We start from the raw sequence: 19,176 nt of genomic DNA, 5'->3' as shown, positions 1-19,176 counted from the left end.
TAACTAAAGTAAACTAAACCGAAAGTAAAACGATTAAAGCTCTTGATCAAAAGCTAACTTTAAAAGTTCTTTTTCTGATAGTTCTTTTTCTTTTTCAGTATCACTTGGATTTCGGATACAAAGCACTTTTTCTCTTAAATCATTTAAATTATATTTTGTTAAATTTTTAAGTAAAGTATCTGTTACCATCTCTTTTTTTAATCCATTTGTATTGATTAATCTTGTGATTCCATTATGAAGTTTTTTTCTTGTATTTTCAAAAATTTTCTCTTCATCTGTTAATGTTACATATATTCTATCTAAATATTCACATACCAAATCACCAGAATATTTATAAGTTGTTATTTTATTATAAACAAATTTTTGTGACTTTAAATCAGGAAGTGAAACATTAGTGAAGATTGAACCTTGAACTAAATTTAATCCTTCTAAACTATCTATTGGATTATGAGAACAGATAAAATCATCTTTAACAATTGTTGGTGCATATTTTAAATTTGTAATATTATTTTTTAAAATAACATAATTTCCATGAACTTCTTTAGGTCCACCTTTTAAAGAATAAATTTCATTTTTAAAAGCTAAAAAATCACCTTTTATAATACTTGGGCATCCTTCTAAGGAAGTTAATTCATTATCACTTATATCAAAATCACCATTTATTTCATTAAATTTCAATGGAAGTCTTGAAAGGTTTGCTAATCTATCATTTAATTTAACTCTTCCATTTACTGAAACTGAATTATCATCTGATATTTTATAATCTTTTATGTCATGCTTATGCAACCATCTTGCAATATCTTCTTTGTTTTGTAATGAAACAATTGGTTTATAAACATGCTCAACAACATCTTTACCTTTGTATCTCCAAGTAGTTGTAATTTCATCAAAACTATGTACTAAGTGATTTAATCTAACATCAGTAATTAAATCCCAACCAATTTCATCAGAAATACCATCTAAATCTTGTATTTCATTCCCATTACATATATAATCTTCACCAACAGTTATTGGTCCACCTTTTAATTCTCTTAAGATATTATGAGAACAATCAAAATATAAAGTTACATATTTAGGGCCACCTTTTAAGGTGTGTATCTTGTTTTCAGAACAATTAAAATACCCTCTTACTGTTCGAGGACTTCCTTTTATTGAACTAATTTCATTGTTTGAGCAATCTATATATCCTAATATCTCTTTTGGACAATAAGACAGTGTTGTTAATTTGTTATGAGAACAATTAAAATCAGCAACTGCTATTGGTGAACCATTTAAAGAGTCTATATTATTATAAGAACAATTAAAGTCTCCAGTTACTTTTTCTGGACACCCTTCTAATGAAGTTAATGTATTATGACTAATATCAAAATATCCATCAACAACATCAAACTTTACTGGTAATTTAAATTCTTTTATCTTGCCATTTAAGTTCACATTTCCATGAACAGTTACTTTTAAATCTTTTGAAATAAAATAATTACCAATTGAATGTCTTTCTAGCCATTTTTCAACATCAGCTGAATTTTTCATACTTTACCTTGTCTTTCTTTCTTCTTCTTATTTTATTATTTTTCTTTTTAAAAACGAATTTATATCTAAATATTCTTAATTATGTAATTAATTCTTTTATACATTTTTTATTATTTTATTGGTCTATATACTTTTATATTGTTAAAATTCTTTGCATCTTTTAAATACTGAGCATGTAATTGACTCAATATTCCTTTCTCACAATAAAACAAATATTCTTTATCTTGTGGAAGTTTTTCAAACTCTGTTTTTAATTTATAAAAAGGAATCTTTAAAGTCTCACAAGATGTCTCTATACACTCAGGTGTTTGTCGAATATCAATAATAACATATTTTCCATTTGAAATATCGCTTACAATCTCCATTTCTCCAATATCTTTTATATCTTCGTTAATTTCATCAACATTTATTTGAATAGCATTTTCAATTGCTTTGTCTAAAACTGAATAGTCAAATTTTTTAGATTCTTTTTCCATTCTGTCATAAGAGCCATGAATAGTTGGATTTTTTGAAATCACACCACAATATTCAGGCATAGTTTCTGCAAATCTTTTTGTACCAATTTCATTCGCTATATTTATAATATCTGGTTTATTCATAGTAGCAAGCGGTCTTAAAACTAATTTATTTGTTGATTGGTCAATTAAAGCTAAATTCCTTAATGTTTGACTAGAAACTTGAGCAACACTTTCACCTGTCAAAAGAGCATCTATTTTTAAATCATTTGCTATTTTCTCAGCTGCTTTTAGCATAAGTCTTTTTAGTGTTACACCCATGTATGTTTCATGTGTTGATTTAAATATCTCAGTAACAACATCATCAAAAGCAATAGAAGTAAATGTAACCCTATGGGAAGAACCAAACTTATTCCATAGATATAAAGCCACTTGTTTTACACCAATTTCATGTGCTACTCCACCAAGATTAAAAAATACAAAATGAGTTTTAATTCCTCTTTTCATAGTAAGATAAGAAGCAACAGTTGAGTCAAATCCACCTGACATAAGAGATAAAATTTCACCTTGAGAGCCTAAAGGAAATCCACCAAGACCTTTGTGTCTAAGTGTTATGATATTTAGTTGATTATTTATAAGTTCAAGATTTATAGTAACTTCAGCATTTCTTAAATCAACACCTTTAGTTAAATCTCTATTTTCATTTAACATGTATCCACCAACAGTTTGTTCTATGTCAATAGATTTAAAATCATGCGTTCCTGAACGCTTAACTCTTATTACAAAAGACTTGTTTACTATCTCTTTTGCCATATGTGTATTTACTATCTCTTTTATTTCATCTATTGTATTTATTTTATCAAACTGCAATGCTTCTAAAACTAATTCAATACCTGGAGTATCCAAAAGTTTAATTCTTACTTCTGTTACAAATTCTATTGGACAAACTACTTCTATTTTATCAAAAAATTTTCTAATTGTAATATCTTCTGAAATTCGAGAAAAAAGTCTTTGTAAGTTTCCATGTAATCTAGCTACCATCTGCCTTTTTGCTGATGTTCCTTTTATCATTATTTCTGGAAAAAGTTTTATTATAAATTTTTGCGTCTTTATTGGAGAAATTTCCATTATTAGTTAAACCCTTATTTTTAATTAGTCGCAATTATATCATAAGAATAATAATTGAAAATTAATATTACATAAGAAGTAGATTAAGTAAAAAATATTTAATTATAAATAAACTAAGTGGAAAAGTAGATACTACAATTATAAGTTTTAATTTTGAAAAATTTAACTGTATTACAAGTGTATATTTGATAGCATCTATCATCACAATTGAAGGTCAATAATTGAGCATATTTTTAACCCTATTAGGAAAAATCTTACCCTTATACTTTAGTATTATACTAGGTATTTTAAGTACTTCTATTTTAAAATGTAACAAAGATACCGTTGCTAAAATTTTACTTTTTATTCTAGCTCCCTTGATAGTATTTAATGCAACAATAAATGTAAAACTTATCCCTTCAGTTTTATTTATGCCTATTTTCTTTTTTATTTTAAGTTCTATTATGGCTTTTGCTTTATTGACAATATTTAAAAATATGTGGAGTGATAACACTTCTAATTTATTAGCTTTTAGTACAGCTACTGGAAATACGGGAAATATTGGTATTCCTCTTGCTATATTATTTTTAGAACCAAAATTAGTAGATGTATTTATTTTCACAGTTTTAGCTTCTATTTTATATCAAAATTCTGTTGGATATTATATAACGGCAAAAGGCTCTTTTAGTGCAAAAGAAAGTTTAAAGAAGGTACTAAAACTACCTGTAATATATGCTTTTATTTTAGGTATAACATTTAATCTACTTGATATTAAAATGCCTTTGATGTTTGTGGATTATAGTAACTATTTAAAAGGTGCATATGCAATTTTAGGAATGATGCTTTTAGGTATGGGGATGGAAAATATAAAAACAGATAATTCTCTTGATAAAAAATTTATTACTTATACTTTGGCTATCAAATTCATACTTTGGCCACTACTTATTTTGATATTTATTTTTATAGACAAAAACTTTATACATTTTTTAAATGATGGATTTTATATGGTTATGTTTTTATTTTCTATTGTACCACTGGCAGGGAACACTGTAACAGTTGCTACTTTATTAAATGTAAAACCCCAAAAGATGTCTTTAGCAGTATTTATTTCTACCTTGGTATCTTTATTTTATATACCACTTATGATATTTTTTTATACTAATTAAAAATTTTTTAATAGTTTTGGCATCTCTTGTGCAATTTCGTGAAATCTGTATTTAAATCCTTCAACTACGATATTATACAGTTCATGATTTTTATACTTTTCATGCCATTTTGATTCTTTATTTTCATATAGGTTGTAATATTCAAATCTTAATCTATATGCTTCTTTTTCTAAATTATTTTCTTTCAAAGTACTTTCTTCTTTCCTGTAATAAAAAGCTAGTAAAACTAGCCTTTTATTTTATAAATTCAACTATATCTTCGAATTTTTCTCTTTGTTGTTTTGATTGTTCATTAATTCTATATCCAAAAGGAAGAACACAAGTTAGTTGGAATTTTGAAGTATCAAGACCTAATACACCTTCAACACCCTCTTTATCAAAACCTTCAATAGGACAAGAATCAATTCCTTTTATAGCAGCAGCTGTCATCATATTACCCAATGCAATAAATGATTGTCTTGCTGTCCAAGAGTAGATATTTTTGTCATTGCTTAAAGTCTCTTTTAAATGTTCTGCATAAAGATTTAAATAAAAATCCAATTTTTCTTTAGGCATTTCTCTTCTTGCAAATCTTTTTTCAGGAATTCCACTTTCTGGTTTAACACCTTCAATTCCTGCTAATACAATTACTAAATGAGAACAAGTTGTAATTTGAGCTTGATCCCAACAAAAAGGTTTTAATTTTGCTTTTAATTCTTCATTTGTTATAACTAAAAATTTCCAAGCTTCCATACCAAATGAAGATGGAGATTTTCTACCAGCTTCTAATATAAAGTGCATATCCTCATCACTAATCTTTTTTGTCTCATCAAAGATTTTACACGCATGTCTAAAATCCATAGCTTCCATAAATGTTTTTTCCATATTTTTCCTTTTATATTAAATTAAAACATCTTTAAAAGATGTTATTTTATCTTAAATTATTTAACAATTATTAAACAATTAGTTCTTCTTCTTTTAATCTCATTTTTTCTAATTTACTTTTTTTATTAAATAAAATTACTGCTACGAGAGACAACAAGCAACCAAGAATAGTAGACAAAGCAATTTTTTCATCATAAGCAAAATAACTAGATATAATAGCTCCAACTGGAACTATAAACATAAATACTCCAGTATTATGTGCACCAATTCTGCTTGCACTTGCAAAAAATATTGCCATTGCAAAAGTTCCTGAGAATAATCCTACAAATGATATATTTAACCAGAATATAGAATCATACAACCCTATTTCAAAAGGATGATGTGGTAAGGCGAAAATCATATTTGTAAAGGCAGTTACACCAAAGATTACTAAAGTATAAAACATAGGGTCAACTCTTTTTGACGCCTTTTGTGTTAAAACTGTAACAAAAGACCAAACAATAGCACAGACTAAAAAATATATACTATCAAGATTTAAAAAGCCTAATCCCTCCATTGGAATTTTCAATAATACAATAGCCCCAAATACACCAATACCCAAGGCAAATACTTGCTTAGCTGATACTTTTGTTCTAAATATAAGTATAGACAAAAAATAAGTGATTAAAGGAACCAATGAAGTTACCATAGTCCCTCCATATCCAGCTTCTCCATGGGCAAGACCTGCAAAAAAAAGATAACTAAAAGCTGCACTTAATAATCCTGCCAAAATCATATAAATATATCCTAGAAAGTCAGTTTTTAAAGATCTTTTCATATAAATCATAACTGGTATCATTCCTATAAAAGAAATTGTGTATCTCCAAAATGAAGCTACTTGTATATTTGAGTGTTCGACTGCTGCTTTTCCAGAAGTCCATGCAACTCCCCAAAGTAACATAGCTATCAACATACCAATAAAATATTTGGTTTTATTTTCTTCTTTATGCACTAAAATGCCCTCATATATGAAGAGTTTATTAACTCTTTTTCATTAAATTCATTTGCTGCAAGAAATGCAAAATTAGGAGAACGCAATAATTCTCTACCATATGCAACAAAATCACAATATCTTTCTTCTAAAAGTTTTTCACCCTCTTGTGCTGTTGTAATTAGTCCAACAGCAATCACAGGAATATTTACTTCTTCTTTTATATCTTTTGCAAAATCAGCTTGATACATAGGTTTTAATTCTATTGGTTTATTTGGTTTTTCTTGATTTCCACCAGATGAAACATGGATAGAATCAACTCCAACTTTTTCAAGTTCTTTTGATAGATAAATTGAATCAGCTATATTCCAACCTTCATTCATCCATTCATCAGCACTAAGTCTTACTATCAAAGGTAAATCAACTTTTTCTTTAAGTTCTTTTGCTATTTCTAAAAGTAATCTACATCTATTTTCTAAACTTCCACCATAAATATCATCTCTAAAATTACTTAAGGGCGATAAAAATTCACATATAAAATATCCATGTGCAGCATGTAGTTCGATTGCATCATAATCAGCTTCTTTTGCTCTAAGTGCAGTTTTAACAAATAATTCTTTTATATTTTTTATATCTTCTATTGTTGCAGCTTTTGGCATTTTAAAAGGTTTATTATCACTAAAGGCAATTGCACTTGGTGCAATTGGAGTTTCATCTTCAACATTACATTTTCTACCAGCATGGGCAATTTGAATAGCAGTTTTTGCTCCAAAAGAATGCATTTGTTCATTTAGTTTTTTATGAGCATCAATTAAAGAATCATCCCAAAGACCTAAGTCATTTGCAGATATTCTTCCTCTTGGTTCAATAGCTGTTGCTTCAACAATAATAAAACCAACACCACCAATGGCTCTTGATAAATAATGTCCCTTATGAAAAGTTTTTAATTCACCACTATTATCACTTGAATACATGCACATAGGAGGCATAACAATTCTATTTTTAAGTTTCAAATTCCCTATTTGTCCTTCTGTAAATAGTAAACTCATAAATTTCCTTTAAATCTTTTTATATTTTTACGAAAGAAACATCATCACTTTTTATAAATTGTACATCAAATGTTTCATCAACTACACACTCTCTTAACTTAGGTACATAAACTTTTACATGCTGGGCTTCAAGGTGCAAATCAAGTAATTCTTGAGAACTCCATCTTTCAATGGTAATAAAAGTATCACCATCAATAAATGATTCATATTGTTCACAACCTTCTTCTTTTACTGCATATTCATACTGCAAAATATTTGCTATTTTTCTTAGCTCATCATGTTTATTATTTTTTATTTTTGCTTTTACAATTGCAATAATCATATTAAGCTTCTACTTTTTCTAATTTTTGTATATCCATACTTTCTAATTTTCCATCTACAAACTGGGCAAATTTTAAAAAATGTTCTTTTTGCATATGCTCATCTAAAAGTTTTGCATTTTGCCAAGTTTCTACAAAAGTAAAACTATTTTCATCCTCTAAGTTTTTATGTAAATCATATTGAATACAACCCTCATCATTTTTATGAGTTGCTTCATGTAATTTTACAAGTTCATTATAAACTTCATCTTTAAATTCATATTTTACTTTAACGTTAGCTACGATTACTATATTTTTCATGATATATCCTTTTTAATCTTTAAATACAAAACCTTGTTTTGTATAGTTTTCTTCAATTTTTCTAAAATAGATATTTTTATAATAACCTGCAGTTTGCTCACAATATGATTGTAAATAGTTCATATTATTATCAACTCTGAATTTTTTCATTTGTTTTTCATATAATAAAACACCATCTTTTACTTTTTTATCATCATATTTATCTTCAAAAGCAAAGCTTTCAATTGGAATTCTAGGTTTAAGTGGAGCATCTTTTGCTTCTTTTGTAGGTACTCCAATAGTAGTTCCAACAATTGGAAATGTTTTTGGTGGAAGTCCTAATAACTCAATTATAGCAGCTGGTTGGTTTCTTACAGCTCCAATTGCAGTTGTTCCAAGACCAAGTGATTCTGCACTTATTTGTATTGCATTTAACATGATTCCAGCATCAACGGCACCCACAAGTACACCTTCAGCTGATTTATCAATTTGATGTTCTTCTCCAGTTTGCTCAACTGCAAAAATAGTTCTATTAAAGTCAACACATATAAAAATAAATACATCAGCTGTTGCCACTTGTTGTTGTCCACCACAAAGTTCTGCTATTTGTTTAATTTTATTTTTATCTCTTGTATACACTAAAGATATTTGTTGCCCATTTATAGAAGTGGGACATCTTTGTGCTGTTTTTATGATAAGTTCAAGGTCTTCATCACTTATAATTTCACCTGTAAATTGTCTTATTGATTTTCTATTACTTAATTGTTTTATAATTTCGTTCATAAATTCTCCTTTTTAATTTGTTTGTGATAATACTACTTTATTATTAATCATATATCCAATCCAGATTAAAAATAAAGATGAGAATACAACACCCGATGAAAATAAAATTGTTTGTACTAATCCCATGTTTGTAACTATTGCACCGCCTAAAAATGAAAACAATGAAATACCTACATTAAAAGCAGATATATTAAAACCTGATGCTACATCTACAGCATGAGGTTCATTTATTTTGGCTAATTTTACAACATTTGCTTGAAGAGCAGGACTACTTCCAAAGGCAAAGATTCCCCATAAAATCAAAATTACTATTGTGATATATTGGTTTTGAACAAAAAAATTAAAAGATAAAAGAACCATACTTAAACAAAAGTAAGCTCCAAATAAAACTTTATTTACTCCAAATACATCTGCAAGTTTTCCACCAATAAAATTTCCAACAACAGTTGATAAACCAAAAACTAATAAAATTATAGAAATAATACTAGGTGAAAATTTTGTAATATCTTGTAAAATGGGTACTAAAAAAGTAAAAGCTATAAAAGCTCCTCCAAATCCAAAAATTGTGATTAAATAAGCAATTAATAATCTTGGATTTCCCAATATTTTTAATTGTTGAAAAAATTTTGCAGGAGTTGTCGTTCTAACTTCTTTTGGTATTAAAAATGCCATACCAATAAAGGCAACACTTCCCAAAATAGAAATTAACATAAAAGTCTCTCTCCAACCAAAGTTTTGCCCAATAAAAGTACCTAAAGGAACTCCTGTCACCATTGCAACAGTTAAACCTCCAAACATCACAGCAATTGCACTTGCTTCTTTTTCTTTTGAAACTAAACTTGTTGCAATTGTAGCACCTAAAGAGAAAAATAAACCATGTGTTAGTCCTGTAACAATTCTTGCTATTAATAAAGTAGTAAAATTTGGTGCAAGAGCAGCAACAACATGACCCAAAGAAAAGACAACCATTGCACAAATCAAAATATATTTTTTATTATATTTACTTGTTAATGCTGTTAAAATAGGAGCACCAATAGCTACTCCTAAAGCATACATTGTTACTAAAAGACCAGTTGAAGGAACAGATATATTCAAATCACTTGATATAGTTGGAACCAATCCAACTGTAACAAATTCTGTTGTTCCTATTGCAAATGCACTTAAAGTTAATGCAAATAAAGCTATTGGCATAAAAAATTCCTTTTTATAAAAAGTTTTTAATCAAAACTTTTTCAAATTTTTCTAACTCTAACTCTAAATTTAAATCACCTTTGAAAATATCATGCACTGCATAAGTTTCAAGAGGTGTTAATCCACAAAATTGAAAAGTTTTATGAACTGCAACATGAGCTTCGTCTAAAGACATTCCATCAAATAAACTATTTTTATTATTAAATGCAGATTCAGGACAATTATATGTCAAAGATAGCATATATTTTTTGCCTGTTAGTAATCCACCACTTCCATATAATTTTGAAGCATCTTCTCTACTTCTCCCATCACTTGCATAATGTCGTCCATGAGTAAATGTCTCATCAATATATTTTTTTGCTATCCAAGGAAGGCCCATCCAATAAACTGGATATTGAAATAAAATATAATCAGCCCATTCAAACTTTTCTATCTCTTCTTCTGTTTCGTAGCCTTCTTCTATATTTGTATTTTTAACTTCAAATCCATTTTTAATAAAAAATTCATTTGCTTTATTTATAAAACTATTAGTTAAATTACCTTCTGCTATTCCATCATAATGCTGATGTCCATTTAAAATTAATATTTTTTTCATTTTCTCTCCTTGAGTATATTTGAGAATTATATATGCAATAAACTTAATTTACTCTTACTTACATAAAGTAAAGTAATGGTAATTTATAAACTTTATGATATAATGAAATTTATAAAAGGATTTATTATGTATTATATAAATGACAAAGAGTATAAATGTTCAGTTTCGGTTACTCTTGACATATTTAATGATAGATGGAAATTAGGAATAATTTGGCACCTCTTAGATGGTGACATGAGATTTAAAGATTTACATGAAACTGTATGTGAGATAACTCAAAAAACATTAACTATAAAATTAAAAGAACTAGAAGAGAAAAAGATTATTCACAGAGAGGTATATGCAGAAGTTCCACCAAAAGTAGTATATAGCTTAACAGAATGTGGAAAGAAATTAAAACCAGTACTTGAAGAAATGTACAAATGGGGAATATCATATGTTGAAGAATGTGGTGAGATAACTAGTGATGATCAATGCAAAACAAATCTTTGTAAATAGACTCTATGAACACAACAACTTTTTATAAAGAGATTAAAGAGATAAAAGATTTCTCTTTAATTATGGATAATGATAATTACCATAAAATTCCAGATGATTGGTTTGTAATAGTCTCTGATATTGTTGATTCTACAAAAGCAATAGAAGAAGGTATGTATAAAAAAGTAAATTTTGTGGCTGCTTTAACTATTATTGGTATATTAAATATTGATAAAAATTCAGAATTTCCATATATATTTGGAGGAGATGGTGCAAGTTTAATTATACCTCCCCATTTACTTGATAAGTCAAAAGTTGTTTTAATAGAAACTGCCAAAAAAGCAAAAGAATCATTTGATTTAGACCTAAGAGTGGGAGTTATAAGTATAAAAGAGATTGTTAAAAGAGGCTCTTTTATAGAAATCACCAAGTTTAAAGTTTCTAAAGATTTTACGCAAGCAATAGTTAGAGGAAATGGTCTAGAACTTGCAGAAAATTTACTAAAAAAAGAGTATACAAATTTTAAGATAGATGAAAACTTTACTTATGATTATACACCTGATTTTGTTGGATTAGAGTGTCGCTGGGAAGATATAAAAAGTCCAAAAGATGAAACAAGTTCCTTATTAATCAAAAGTACAAATCCTGAAAAATCAAATGAAATTTACCAAAATTCTTTGAATAAAATACATGAAATAGCAGGTTCATATTCACAAAGAAATCCTATAAAAGAGATAAATCAACTTGTTATTTCTTTTAATCCCATGGTTTTAAATGCAGAAGCTTCAGTTTTTTCTTCAAATATATTTTTTAGGTTTTTTTTAATATTACGATTACTCATTGAAAATTTATTGGGAGTTCTTCTTATGAAGTATTCTAGTGGACAATGGAGTGATTATAAAAATAGAGTTATAAGAACAACTGACACTGAAAAGTTTGATGATATGCTTAGAATGGTTATCTCTACAGATAAAAATCAAACAAAAGAGCTTGAAGAGTATTTAGAACAAGAATATCAAATAGGTAACTTAGCTTATGGTATTCATAAATCAGACTCTGCACTTATGACTTGTCTTATTTTTGAAAGACATGGAAAACATATTCACTTTGTGGATAGTTCAAATGGTGGTTATGCCCTTGCATCAAAAGAATTAAAGGCAAGATTAAAAGCAAAAGAATGAAAAATGCATACTAAATAAATATACTACAAATAAGGATATTTATGAATAAAAAAAGCAAAGCACCTTTTGATCCAAATAGTTTTGATAGTATTACAACTATTGGAAATATAATTGATAATTTTCCAAAGTTACTTTCAATGGACTTTTCAAAAATTAGTCTAAATGATGAACTAACAAGACTCAATTATGAGATAATTTCAAGTGAATATAAAGATTTTGAATATAGCAATATAAAAGAATGTTTTCATTATGAAGTAGATAAAATAGTTTAATACTATTTTATCTTAGATGTTTTGCTAAAGCCTCTTTAAAAGGTGCACCTAATACTTCACAAGATACAGCTTCTTGTATAAAGTCAAGATTATCTTTTGGGTTTGATTTTGCTTTATTTAGTTTTGCAATTGTTAGATTTGGAAATAATCTTTCAACAAGTTCTACATTATCGGTTTGTTTTACAACACCCTCTTCTAAAACTTTTGCATACCAACCTGTATATCCATATTTCATTACAGTTTTTAACATCTCTTTATTTTTTGTATTTATACTTAATACATTACATGGTTCTCTTGGTTGTGTTACTTGAACTATAGCCTCACCTAGCTTTAAGATATCTCCCACACAAATATCATCTTCAGTAATATCTGAGACAAGTATATTTTCACCCAAAGGTGAAATATCTTTATAATCTAGGTTTATATTTAATACTTCATTTACTTTTTCATAAGTTAAAGAAGAGTAAAAAAGTACCGCTTTATTTGGTCCACCATGGTATTTCTTATTAACTTGGTCATCACCTTTAAAACCTATATCTGTAAGATATGATTCTTCTACAGTAGTTTTATTTATAGCTGATTGCATTATTTTTTCTTTATTTATTAACTCTTTTGCTTTTCCAACTTTTAGTGATATTATTTTTGATAATATTTTGTTCATATTTTTCTCCTTATTTTAGTCTAAAGCTAAATTCACAGCTTCTATTGCATGTATTTTTGTAGTATCATAAAGTTTTACATCAGTATCATTTGATGAAATTAACATGCATATTTCTGTACAACCTAAGATAATTGCTTCTGCTCCATTTGATACTAATTTCCCAATGATTTTTAGATACTTTTTTCTTGATTCTTCTTTTATAATACCAAGACACAACTCTTCGTATATAACTTTATGTATGATTTTTATATCTTCTTCATTTGGTACAAGAACTTCTATACCAAAGTTTTCACTTATTCTATTTTTGTAAAAATCTTCTTTCATAGTAAAAGCAGTACCTAGTAAGCCAACTTTTTTTATATTATCTTTTTGTAAAACTTTTGCTGTTGCATCTGCAATATGAATTATTGGTATATTTATCTTAATTTGAATTTGAGGTACAACTTTATGCATAGTATTTGTACAAATCAAAAGAAAATCTGCACTTGCTTTTTCTATATTTTGGGCAGCAGTAGTTAAGATATCAGCTGTTTTATTCCACTGTTCAGTATGTTGTAACTTCTCAATTTCATCAAAATCAACACTATAAATAATTACTTTTGCTGAGTGTAAAGAGCCTAATCTATTTTTTATCTCTTCATTTATCTGTTTATAGTATAAAGCAGTACTTTCCCAACTCATACCACCTAATAAGCCTATTGTTTTCATTTTATAACCATTATCAAATTTTTTAGTACTATAACACAAAAAAGATAAAGTGACATTGTGTTAGACTTCATAAAAATTATTTTCTTGGATATGTTTATGTTTAAATTGATTGTTTTAGGAATTATTGCAGGTGCTTTTTTTAGTACAACTTTTGTTTTAAATGAACTTATGAGTGTATCGGGTGGACATTGGCTTTGGTCTGCAACTCTTAGATATTTTTTTATGATTTTGTTTTTGGCTTTAGTTTTATTATTTCAAGGTGGAATACAAAGAATTATAGATGTTTGTAAATTATATATTTCTAATTATATTTTTTGGACAATAAGTGGAACTATTGGTTTTGGATTCTTTTATGCTTTGATTTGTTTTAGTGCTGACTTTTCTCCTGGTTGGGTTATAGCTGCCACTTGGCAATTTACAGTTGTGGCTACACTTTTTGTATTGATGTTTTTTGGTAAAAAGTTTCCTAAGAAAATTTGGTTTTTTTCTGCACTTGTATTTATGGGGGTTTGTTTAGTAAATCTATCTCATATGGATCACTTTGATTTAAAAGCTCTATTATTAGGTGGTTTTCCCATTCTAATTGCTTCATTTTGTTATCCAATTGGAAATCAACTTGTTTGGGAAGCAAAAAATGGAAATCATAAAAATGTACCACAAATAAAATCAAAGTTATTAAATAATGCTTTTAATAAGGTCTTTTTACTATCTATTGGTTCTTTGCCTTTATGGTTTGTATTAGTAGCAATTATTCAACCCCATGCTCCAAGTGACTCTCAGATTTTTAATACTGCCCTTGTAGCTTTATTTTCTGGTGTTTTTGCTACTTCAATATTTTTATATACTAGAAACATAGCTAAAGATTCAAATGAAATAGCAGCAGTTGATGCCACTCAAGCTAGTGAAGTAGTATTTGCTTTAATTGGGGGAATAATATTTTTAGGAAGTGGATCATTAAATCTTACTTCATTTGTAGGACTCACACTTATTATGGTTGGTTTGTTTTTATTTACAAAATATCAAAATACCATTAAATAATCTATAGTTAAAGCTTTCTAAAAAAGAAAGCTTTAATATATTAATAAATTTTTAGCATCTCAAATTGAAAATACCAAATGCCTATAGAGATGAAATAACCAACTAATATCATCCAAGCATATTTCATGTGACTAGAAAAGGTATATATACCTTTTAGTTTTCCCATTACTCCAACACCAGCAGCACTTCCAAAAGATATTAAGGAACCACCAATACCAGCAGTTAGAGTAACTAATAACCAATTTGATAAATCCATATTTGGATTTGCTTTTAATATTGCAGACATTACAGGAACATTATCCACAATCGCTGATAAGAATCCAACAGCAATATTTGAATAAATAGGTCCTAAATAATTTGGCTCGTACACAATAGAAGCTAAAGTTAACCATCCTAAGAAATATAAAGCACCAACTGCTGATAAAATACCAAAAAAGAACATCAAAGTATTATTTTCAATTCTTGCCATTGAATGAAATACATCAAAGTGATTTTTACCAAATTTTTTTTGCAATTTAAATGAATATGCTTTTAATAATACTAAACCAAACATCATGCCCCACATTGCTGGGAAATCTAACACTTGGTGTGAAATAACTGCCATGACAATAGTTACAGCACCTAAAAAAATAATTGTTTTAGCACCCTCTTTCATTTGAGGAATTTCAACTTCACTATCAAAAGCAGGTTTTGTTTTTGGAACTACTAAAGATAATAAAAATGCCGTTGCTAAATAACCTAAAATAGATGAAGGGAATAAGTATAAAAAGTCTAAAAAGTTACCTTTCCCTGATGTCCACACCATAAGAGTGGTAATATCTCCAAAAGGGCTCCACGCACCACCTGCATTTGCAGCAACAACTATATTAATAGCTCCTGGGACTAAAAATTCTTTTTTATCTCTTTCAATTGTAAAAAGTACAGTTGATAAAATAAGGGCGGTAGTAAGGTTGTCAGCAAAGGGTGATATAAAAAATGATAATAGTCCAGTAAGCCAAAAAAGTTTTCTATAACTATAACCTTTTGATACAAGATTATATTTTAACCTATCAAAAACTCTCATATGTAGTAGTGATTCAATATATGTCATAGCAACAAATAAGAAAAAGAATATTTCAGCAATTTCTAAAATAACATTTTCTGCTTCTTCATGTACTAATTTTATATCTAAATTATTTGTGACAAAATAAATTGCGATTAATAAAAATGTAAAAATACCAACAAACAGTGCTGGAACAGATTTATCAATTCCATATTTTTCTTCATTTGCTATTACATAGTAACCAACAACAAATAAAAATAAAGAGATAATACCAACCCATGTATTTGTTAAATCTGGCTCGCCTAAATTAGTTGCATATGCAACATTTGATAAAAAAAGAGCTAAAATACCAAAAATTTTAAACATTATAATTTCTCCTGGAGTTTTGTGCCGTTATTGTATTCAATATTTATTTAAATAAGATAATACTTAATAAAAAATAATTAAATATTATCTCAAATAATTATTTAATTGAGATATAAATCTCTATTTCATCTTCTTTTACATACTTTTCAAAATCAATACTATATTTTCTCTCATATTCATTATTATTTTCAAAGTATTCCCAAATCTCAACCCAAGTTTCAACTACAACATCAGGTAGTTCACCTTTTTTTGAGAAAACTAAGTATCTTTCATCTTTTATTACTAAAGCATTTTTTGGTTTAGTAACTTCTACACCAACAGTTACTTTATAATCACCTGTTACATCACTTGTATAGTCACTATAAACACCATACATATATTTACTATTTGCTTTATTGAAAGTACTTCCATAAATATTCTTTTCAATATATTCATCCCATAATTGAGGTATTTTACCATTTTCAGATTCAAATTCAAGTTTATTGTTTGTGATTACACTAAGACCTGAAATCATTAAGTTTTTTACTTTTGTTACTTTCATATTCTCTCTTTTTTATTTTTATGAAAAAGATTATATAAAAACTTAACCGCTTTTAACTTGAAGTTAAAAAGTAGAGAAAGAATCTCTACTTTTATTTTAGTTAGGTTGAGTGAAGATTGTTAATTCTGGAGCAGCTTTTGTATATTTTTCAATATTTACTAAAGCTGTATTTGAGCTATTTCCATTAGCTAATTCTGAAGTTGGGATATCTTTTGTTAAAAGATTAGCAGAACCATTTTTACAAAGTGTTCCTTCTTTTCCTTTTTCCATTGGGTCATACCAAGCCCCTTCTTGAACTCTTACAACTCCTTCTATTAGTCCATCAGTTAAAATAGCACCTGTTAAGATTTGTCCTCTTTCATTAAATACTCTTACAATATCACCATTTTTAATACCTTTTGCTTTTGCATCTTTTGTATTAATCCAAATTGGTTCTCTATTAGATATAGCGTATTTTTCTCTTAAACTTGTATTATTAAGTTGAGAGTGTAATCTATGACTTGGGTGTGGACTAATAAGTGCAAATTCTGCTTTTTTTCCTTTCATCCCCAACCATTCTTCTGGTTCAAACCATGTTGGGTGAGCTTTACAATCTTCATAATTCATTTTTTCAATTGTTTCAGAATAAATCTCAATTTTTCCAGATGGAGTTCCAAGTGGATTTAAGATTGGATCTTCTCTAAAATCACCATATCTTATAAATTGTGTATTTTCATATGGAGCTTCAAAAGTTAATGGTTTGTTTTTGCTCCAAAATTCTCTAAAGTTTGGCATTTTAATACCCATTTTTTTTGCTTGTTCTAATGCACTATTATAAAACTCTTCTATCCATTGGATATCTGTTTTATTTTGAGTATACTCTTTATGTACTCCAAACTCTTTTGACAAGTCACTAAATATTTGATAATCATCTTTTGCTTCAAAGTGTTTTTTAACAGCTTGTTTCATAGGAACAATATTTAAATTAGAATAATCACCTGTCATTGTAATATCATTTCTCTCATAACTTGTAGTTGTTGGCATAACAATATCAGCCATTCTAGCTGTTGGTGTCCAATATAATTCATTTACTACAATTGTTCTTGGTTTTTTCCAAGCTTTAATTAATGTATTTGTATCTTGATGGTGAGCAAAAGGATTTCCTCCAACCCAATATATAAAATCGATTTCTGGGTATTCTATTTCTTTTCCATTAAATTGTAATTTTTTTCCAGGGTTTAATAATGCATCTGCAATTCTAGCAACTGGAAATGAATATTTAGCTGCATTTGATAACCATGAAGCACCACCTGTATATTTTCCAGGTTTAACATTAGCAGTTATTCCTCCAACAATTGGACCTTTTGCAGTTGGAACTCCACCATTTGAATAGTGATATGATAAACCAAATCCTCCACCTGGAAGTCCAATTTGTCCTATCACAGAAGCAAGAGTTACTAACATCCAATGAGGTTGTTCACCATGATGAGCTCGTTGCATACCCCATCCAGACATAAGCATTGTTCTATTATCATAAAATAAATCAGCAAGTTCTTTGATTGTAGATGCATCTACTCCACAAATTTTTGATGCCCAATTTACATCTTTAACAACTTTATCCTCTTTACCATACAAATACTCTTTAAATTTATCAAATCCTTCAGTACATTCATCTAAAAAGCTTTGATTGATTTTTTTTGATTCTATCAAATGATGAACCATACCCATCATCATAGCTGTATCTGTATTTGGTATTGGAGATATCCATTGTGCATCTAAATATTCACACGTTTCTGTTTTAAATGGGTCTATACAAATTATTTTTTTACCTGATTTTTTCAATTGTTCAAAATATTTGAAACCATTCTCATCAGTTGAAGTCCAAGAAATTTTTAAAGTAGCAAGTGGATTTGCACCCCAAATTACTACAACTTTTGAATGTTCAATTATAAGTGGCCAAGAAGTTTGTTGTTCATAAACTTCAATTGTCCCTAAAACATGAGGCATGATAACTTGTGATGCACCAGTTGAATAATCACCAACTGTTCCTGTAAAACCACCAGTTGCAGTCATAAATCTATGTAATAAAACTCTTGAGTTATGCATATTTCCACTACTTTTCCATCCATAACTTCCTGCAAAAACTCCCTTTGCACCTTTTTCTTTTCTTGTTTTTTTAAGTTCAGTAGATATAAGTTTTATAGCATCTTCATAAGATACTTTAACCCATTCATCATTGCCTCTTAATTCAGGTTTTGGATTATTTGGATCTTTTAAATAAGATTTTCTTACCATTGGATATTTTATTCTATCTTTTGCATAAATTAAATCATCTGTATAATGTTGTAAAGAATTTTCTATATTTGATGTTTTTTGATATGGTTGTGATTTTATAACTTTTCCATCTTTTATAGTTAGTTTTAACATACCCCAGTGAGCGGCAGTTAATACTTCTCCATTTTGTACAAGATTTGTAGAGAAATTAGCAATAGTACCCGCTACTAGTTCACCTCTTTTAGTAATAGTATCAATAAATGGAACAGCAGCAAATAATGCAGCAACTTTTAATAAACCTCTTCTTTTTTGATCAATAGTTTTCATA

21 protein-coding genes are annotated in these 19,176 nt (G+C 28.0%); 5 read left to right on the top strand and 16 right to left on the bottom strand.

Annotated features, from left to right (window positions below; all coding sequences use genetic code 11):
- Window positions 1-33: 33 nt before the first annotated feature.
- Together CRU95_RS00340 and thiI are read right to left on the bottom strand one after the other, a co-directional pair.
- The gene (locus tag CRU95_RS00340) at window positions 34-1,530 is read right to left on the bottom strand and encodes a hypothetical protein (RefSeq protein ID WP_129099163.1); all 1,497 of its coding nucleotides are present in this window, start codon (window positions 1,528-1,530) and stop codon (window positions 34-36) included.
- A 110-nt stretch (window positions 1,531-1,640) separates the two neighbouring features.
- Window positions 1,641-3,113, bottom strand: a complete 1,473-nt coding sequence (thiI, locus tag CRU95_RS00335) for a tRNA uracil 4-sulfurtransferase ThiI (protein WP_129099162.1) — start codon at window positions 3,111-3,113, stop codon at window positions 1,641-1,643.
- A 221-nt stretch (window positions 3,114-3,334) separates the two neighbouring features.
- On the opposite strand from thiI, the gene CRU95_RS00330 reads away from it, so the two are divergent.
- Complete coding sequence (locus CRU95_RS00330) at window positions 3,335-4,258, top strand: AEC family transporter (RefSeq protein ID WP_129099161.1); 924 nt, start codon at window positions 3,335-3,337, stop codon at window positions 4,256-4,258.
- On the opposite strand, the gene CRU95_RS00325 is transcribed toward CRU95_RS00330, so the two are convergent.
- The 9 genes from CRU95_RS00325 to CRU95_RS00285 all read right to left on the bottom strand — a co-directional run bounded on the left by CRU95_RS00325 (window position 4,255) and on the right by CRU95_RS00285 (window position 10,309).
- Window positions 4,255-4,446, bottom strand: coding sequence for a hypothetical protein (locus tag CRU95_RS00325; RefSeq protein ID WP_129099160.1), 192 nt, complete (start codon window positions 4,444-4,446; stop codon window positions 4,255-4,257). The genes CRU95_RS00330 and CRU95_RS00325 overlap by 4 nt on opposite strands.
- A 46-nt stretch (window positions 4,447-4,492) precedes the next feature.
- Window positions 4,493-5,122 (bottom strand): NAD(P)H-dependent oxidoreductase, encoded by a 630-nt coding sequence (locus tag CRU95_RS00320; RefSeq protein WP_129099159.1) that lies wholly within the window; start codon window positions 5,120-5,122, stop codon window positions 4,493-4,495.
- A 70-nt stretch (window positions 5,123-5,192) separates the two neighbouring features.
- The gene (locus CRU95_RS00315) at window positions 5,193-6,113 is read right to left on the bottom strand and encodes a DMT family transporter (RefSeq protein ID WP_258238574.1); all 921 of its coding nucleotides are present in this window, start codon (window positions 6,111-6,113) and stop codon (window positions 5,193-5,195) included.
- Entirely contained in the window at window positions 6,113-7,141 is a 1,029-nt protein-coding gene (locus CRU95_RS00310) for an NADH:flavin oxidoreductase/NADH oxidase (RefSeq protein WP_129099158.1), read from the bottom strand. Before CRU95_RS00310 ends, CRU95_RS00315 begins: the two co-directional genes overlap by 1 nt.
- 19 nt (window positions 7,142-7,160) lie before the next feature.
- Complete coding sequence (locus tag CRU95_RS00305; protein WP_129099157.1) at window positions 7,161-7,463, bottom strand: putative quinol monooxygenase; 303 nt, start codon at window positions 7,461-7,463, stop codon at window positions 7,161-7,163.
- 1 nt (window position 7,464) lies between these two features.
- On the bottom strand, window positions 7,465-7,761 hold the full coding sequence (locus tag CRU95_RS00300; RefSeq protein WP_129099156.1) for a putative quinol monooxygenase: 297 nt from the start codon (window positions 7,759-7,761) through the stop codon (window positions 7,465-7,467).
- Between the two features lie 12 nt (window positions 7,762-7,773).
- Window positions 7,774-8,523 carry a nitroreductase family protein gene (locus CRU95_RS00295; RefSeq protein WP_129099155.1) on the bottom strand — a complete coding sequence of 250 codons (750 nt, stop codon included), beginning with the start codon at window positions 8,521-8,523 and terminating at the stop codon, window positions 7,774-7,776.
- 12 nt (window positions 8,524-8,535) lie between these two features.
- Window positions 8,536-9,714, bottom strand: a complete 1,179-nt coding sequence (locus CRU95_RS00290) for an MFS transporter (RefSeq protein WP_129099154.1) — start codon at window positions 9,712-9,714, stop codon at window positions 8,536-8,538.
- Between the two features lie 13 nt (window positions 9,715-9,727).
- Entirely contained in the window at window positions 9,728-10,309 is a 582-nt protein-coding gene (locus CRU95_RS00285; RefSeq protein ID WP_129099153.1) for an NAD(P)H-dependent oxidoreductase, read from the bottom strand.
- Window positions 10,310-10,435: 126 nt separating this feature from the next.
- Between CRU95_RS00285 and CRU95_RS00280 the strand changes: the two genes are divergently transcribed.
- From CRU95_RS00280 to CRU95_RS00270, 3 genes are read left to right on the top strand one after another with little or no spacing between them, the layout of a single operon-like run.
- Window positions 10,436-10,807, top strand: a complete 372-nt coding sequence (locus CRU95_RS00280; RefSeq protein WP_129099152.1) for a helix-turn-helix domain-containing protein — start codon at window positions 10,436-10,438, stop codon at window positions 10,805-10,807.
- Window positions 10,808-10,812: 5 nt separating this feature from the next.
- The gene (locus CRU95_RS00275; protein WP_129099151.1) at window positions 10,813-11,967 is read left to right on the top strand and encodes a DUF3095 domain-containing protein; all 1,155 of its coding nucleotides are present in this window, start codon (window positions 10,813-10,815) and stop codon (window positions 11,965-11,967) included.
- Window positions 11,968-12,008: 41 nt separating this feature from the next.
- Window positions 12,009-12,239, top strand: coding sequence for a hypothetical protein (locus CRU95_RS00270; RefSeq protein WP_129099150.1), 231 nt, complete (start codon window positions 12,009-12,011; stop codon window positions 12,237-12,239).
- Between the two features lie 7 nt (window positions 12,240-12,246).
- Here the strand turns inward: CRU95_RS00270 and CRU95_RS00265 are convergent, their stop codons facing one another.
- Both CRU95_RS00265 and CRU95_RS00260 read right to left on the bottom strand, forming a co-directional pair.
- Entirely contained in the window at window positions 12,247-12,900 is a 654-nt protein-coding gene (locus CRU95_RS00265; RefSeq protein WP_129099149.1) for an MOSC domain-containing protein, read from the bottom strand.
- Window positions 12,901-12,915: 15 nt separating this feature from the next.
- Window positions 12,916-13,608 carry an aspartate/glutamate racemase family protein gene (locus CRU95_RS00260; RefSeq protein WP_129099148.1) on the bottom strand — a complete coding sequence of 231 codons (693 nt, stop codon included), beginning with the start codon at window positions 13,606-13,608 and terminating at the stop codon, window positions 12,916-12,918.
- Between the two features lie 96 nt (window positions 13,609-13,704).
- Here CRU95_RS00260 and CRU95_RS00255 point away from each other — a divergent pair, with 96 nt between their 5' ends.
- Entirely contained in the window at window positions 13,705-14,646 is a 942-nt protein-coding gene (locus CRU95_RS00255; protein ID WP_129099147.1) for a multidrug resistance efflux transporter family protein, read from the top strand.
- A 40-nt stretch (window positions 14,647-14,686) separates the two neighbouring features.
- Here CRU95_RS00255 and nhaD read toward each other — a convergent pair whose 3' ends face one another.
- The 3 genes from nhaD to CRU95_RS00240 form a co-directional block, all read right to left on the bottom strand.
- On the bottom strand, window positions 14,687-16,054 hold the full coding sequence (gene nhaD, locus CRU95_RS00250; RefSeq protein WP_129099146.1) for a sodium:proton antiporter NhaD: 1,368 nt from the start codon (window positions 16,052-16,054) through the stop codon (window positions 14,687-14,689).
- Window positions 16,055-16,151: 97 nt separating this feature from the next.
- Window positions 16,152-16,595, bottom strand: a complete 444-nt coding sequence (locus tag CRU95_RS00245) for a GyrI-like domain-containing protein (protein ID WP_129099145.1) — start codon at window positions 16,593-16,595, stop codon at window positions 16,152-16,154.
- 96 nt (window positions 16,596-16,691) lie between these two features.
- Window positions 16,692-19,175, bottom strand: a complete 2,484-nt coding sequence (locus CRU95_RS00240) for a molybdopterin guanine dinucleotide-containing S/N-oxide reductase (RefSeq protein ID WP_129099144.1) — start codon at window positions 19,173-19,175, stop codon at window positions 16,692-16,694.
- Window position 19,176 lies beyond the last annotated feature (1 nt).

It is taken from the genome of Arcobacter sp. F2176 (assembly GCF_004116465.1).
GTDB lineage: Bacteria > Campylobacterota > Campylobacteria > Campylobacterales > Arcobacteraceae > Arcobacter > Arcobacter siniprincipis.
Note: the sequence above shows the minus strand (reverse complement) of the source record. Positions and strands in the feature narration are given on the sequence as shown.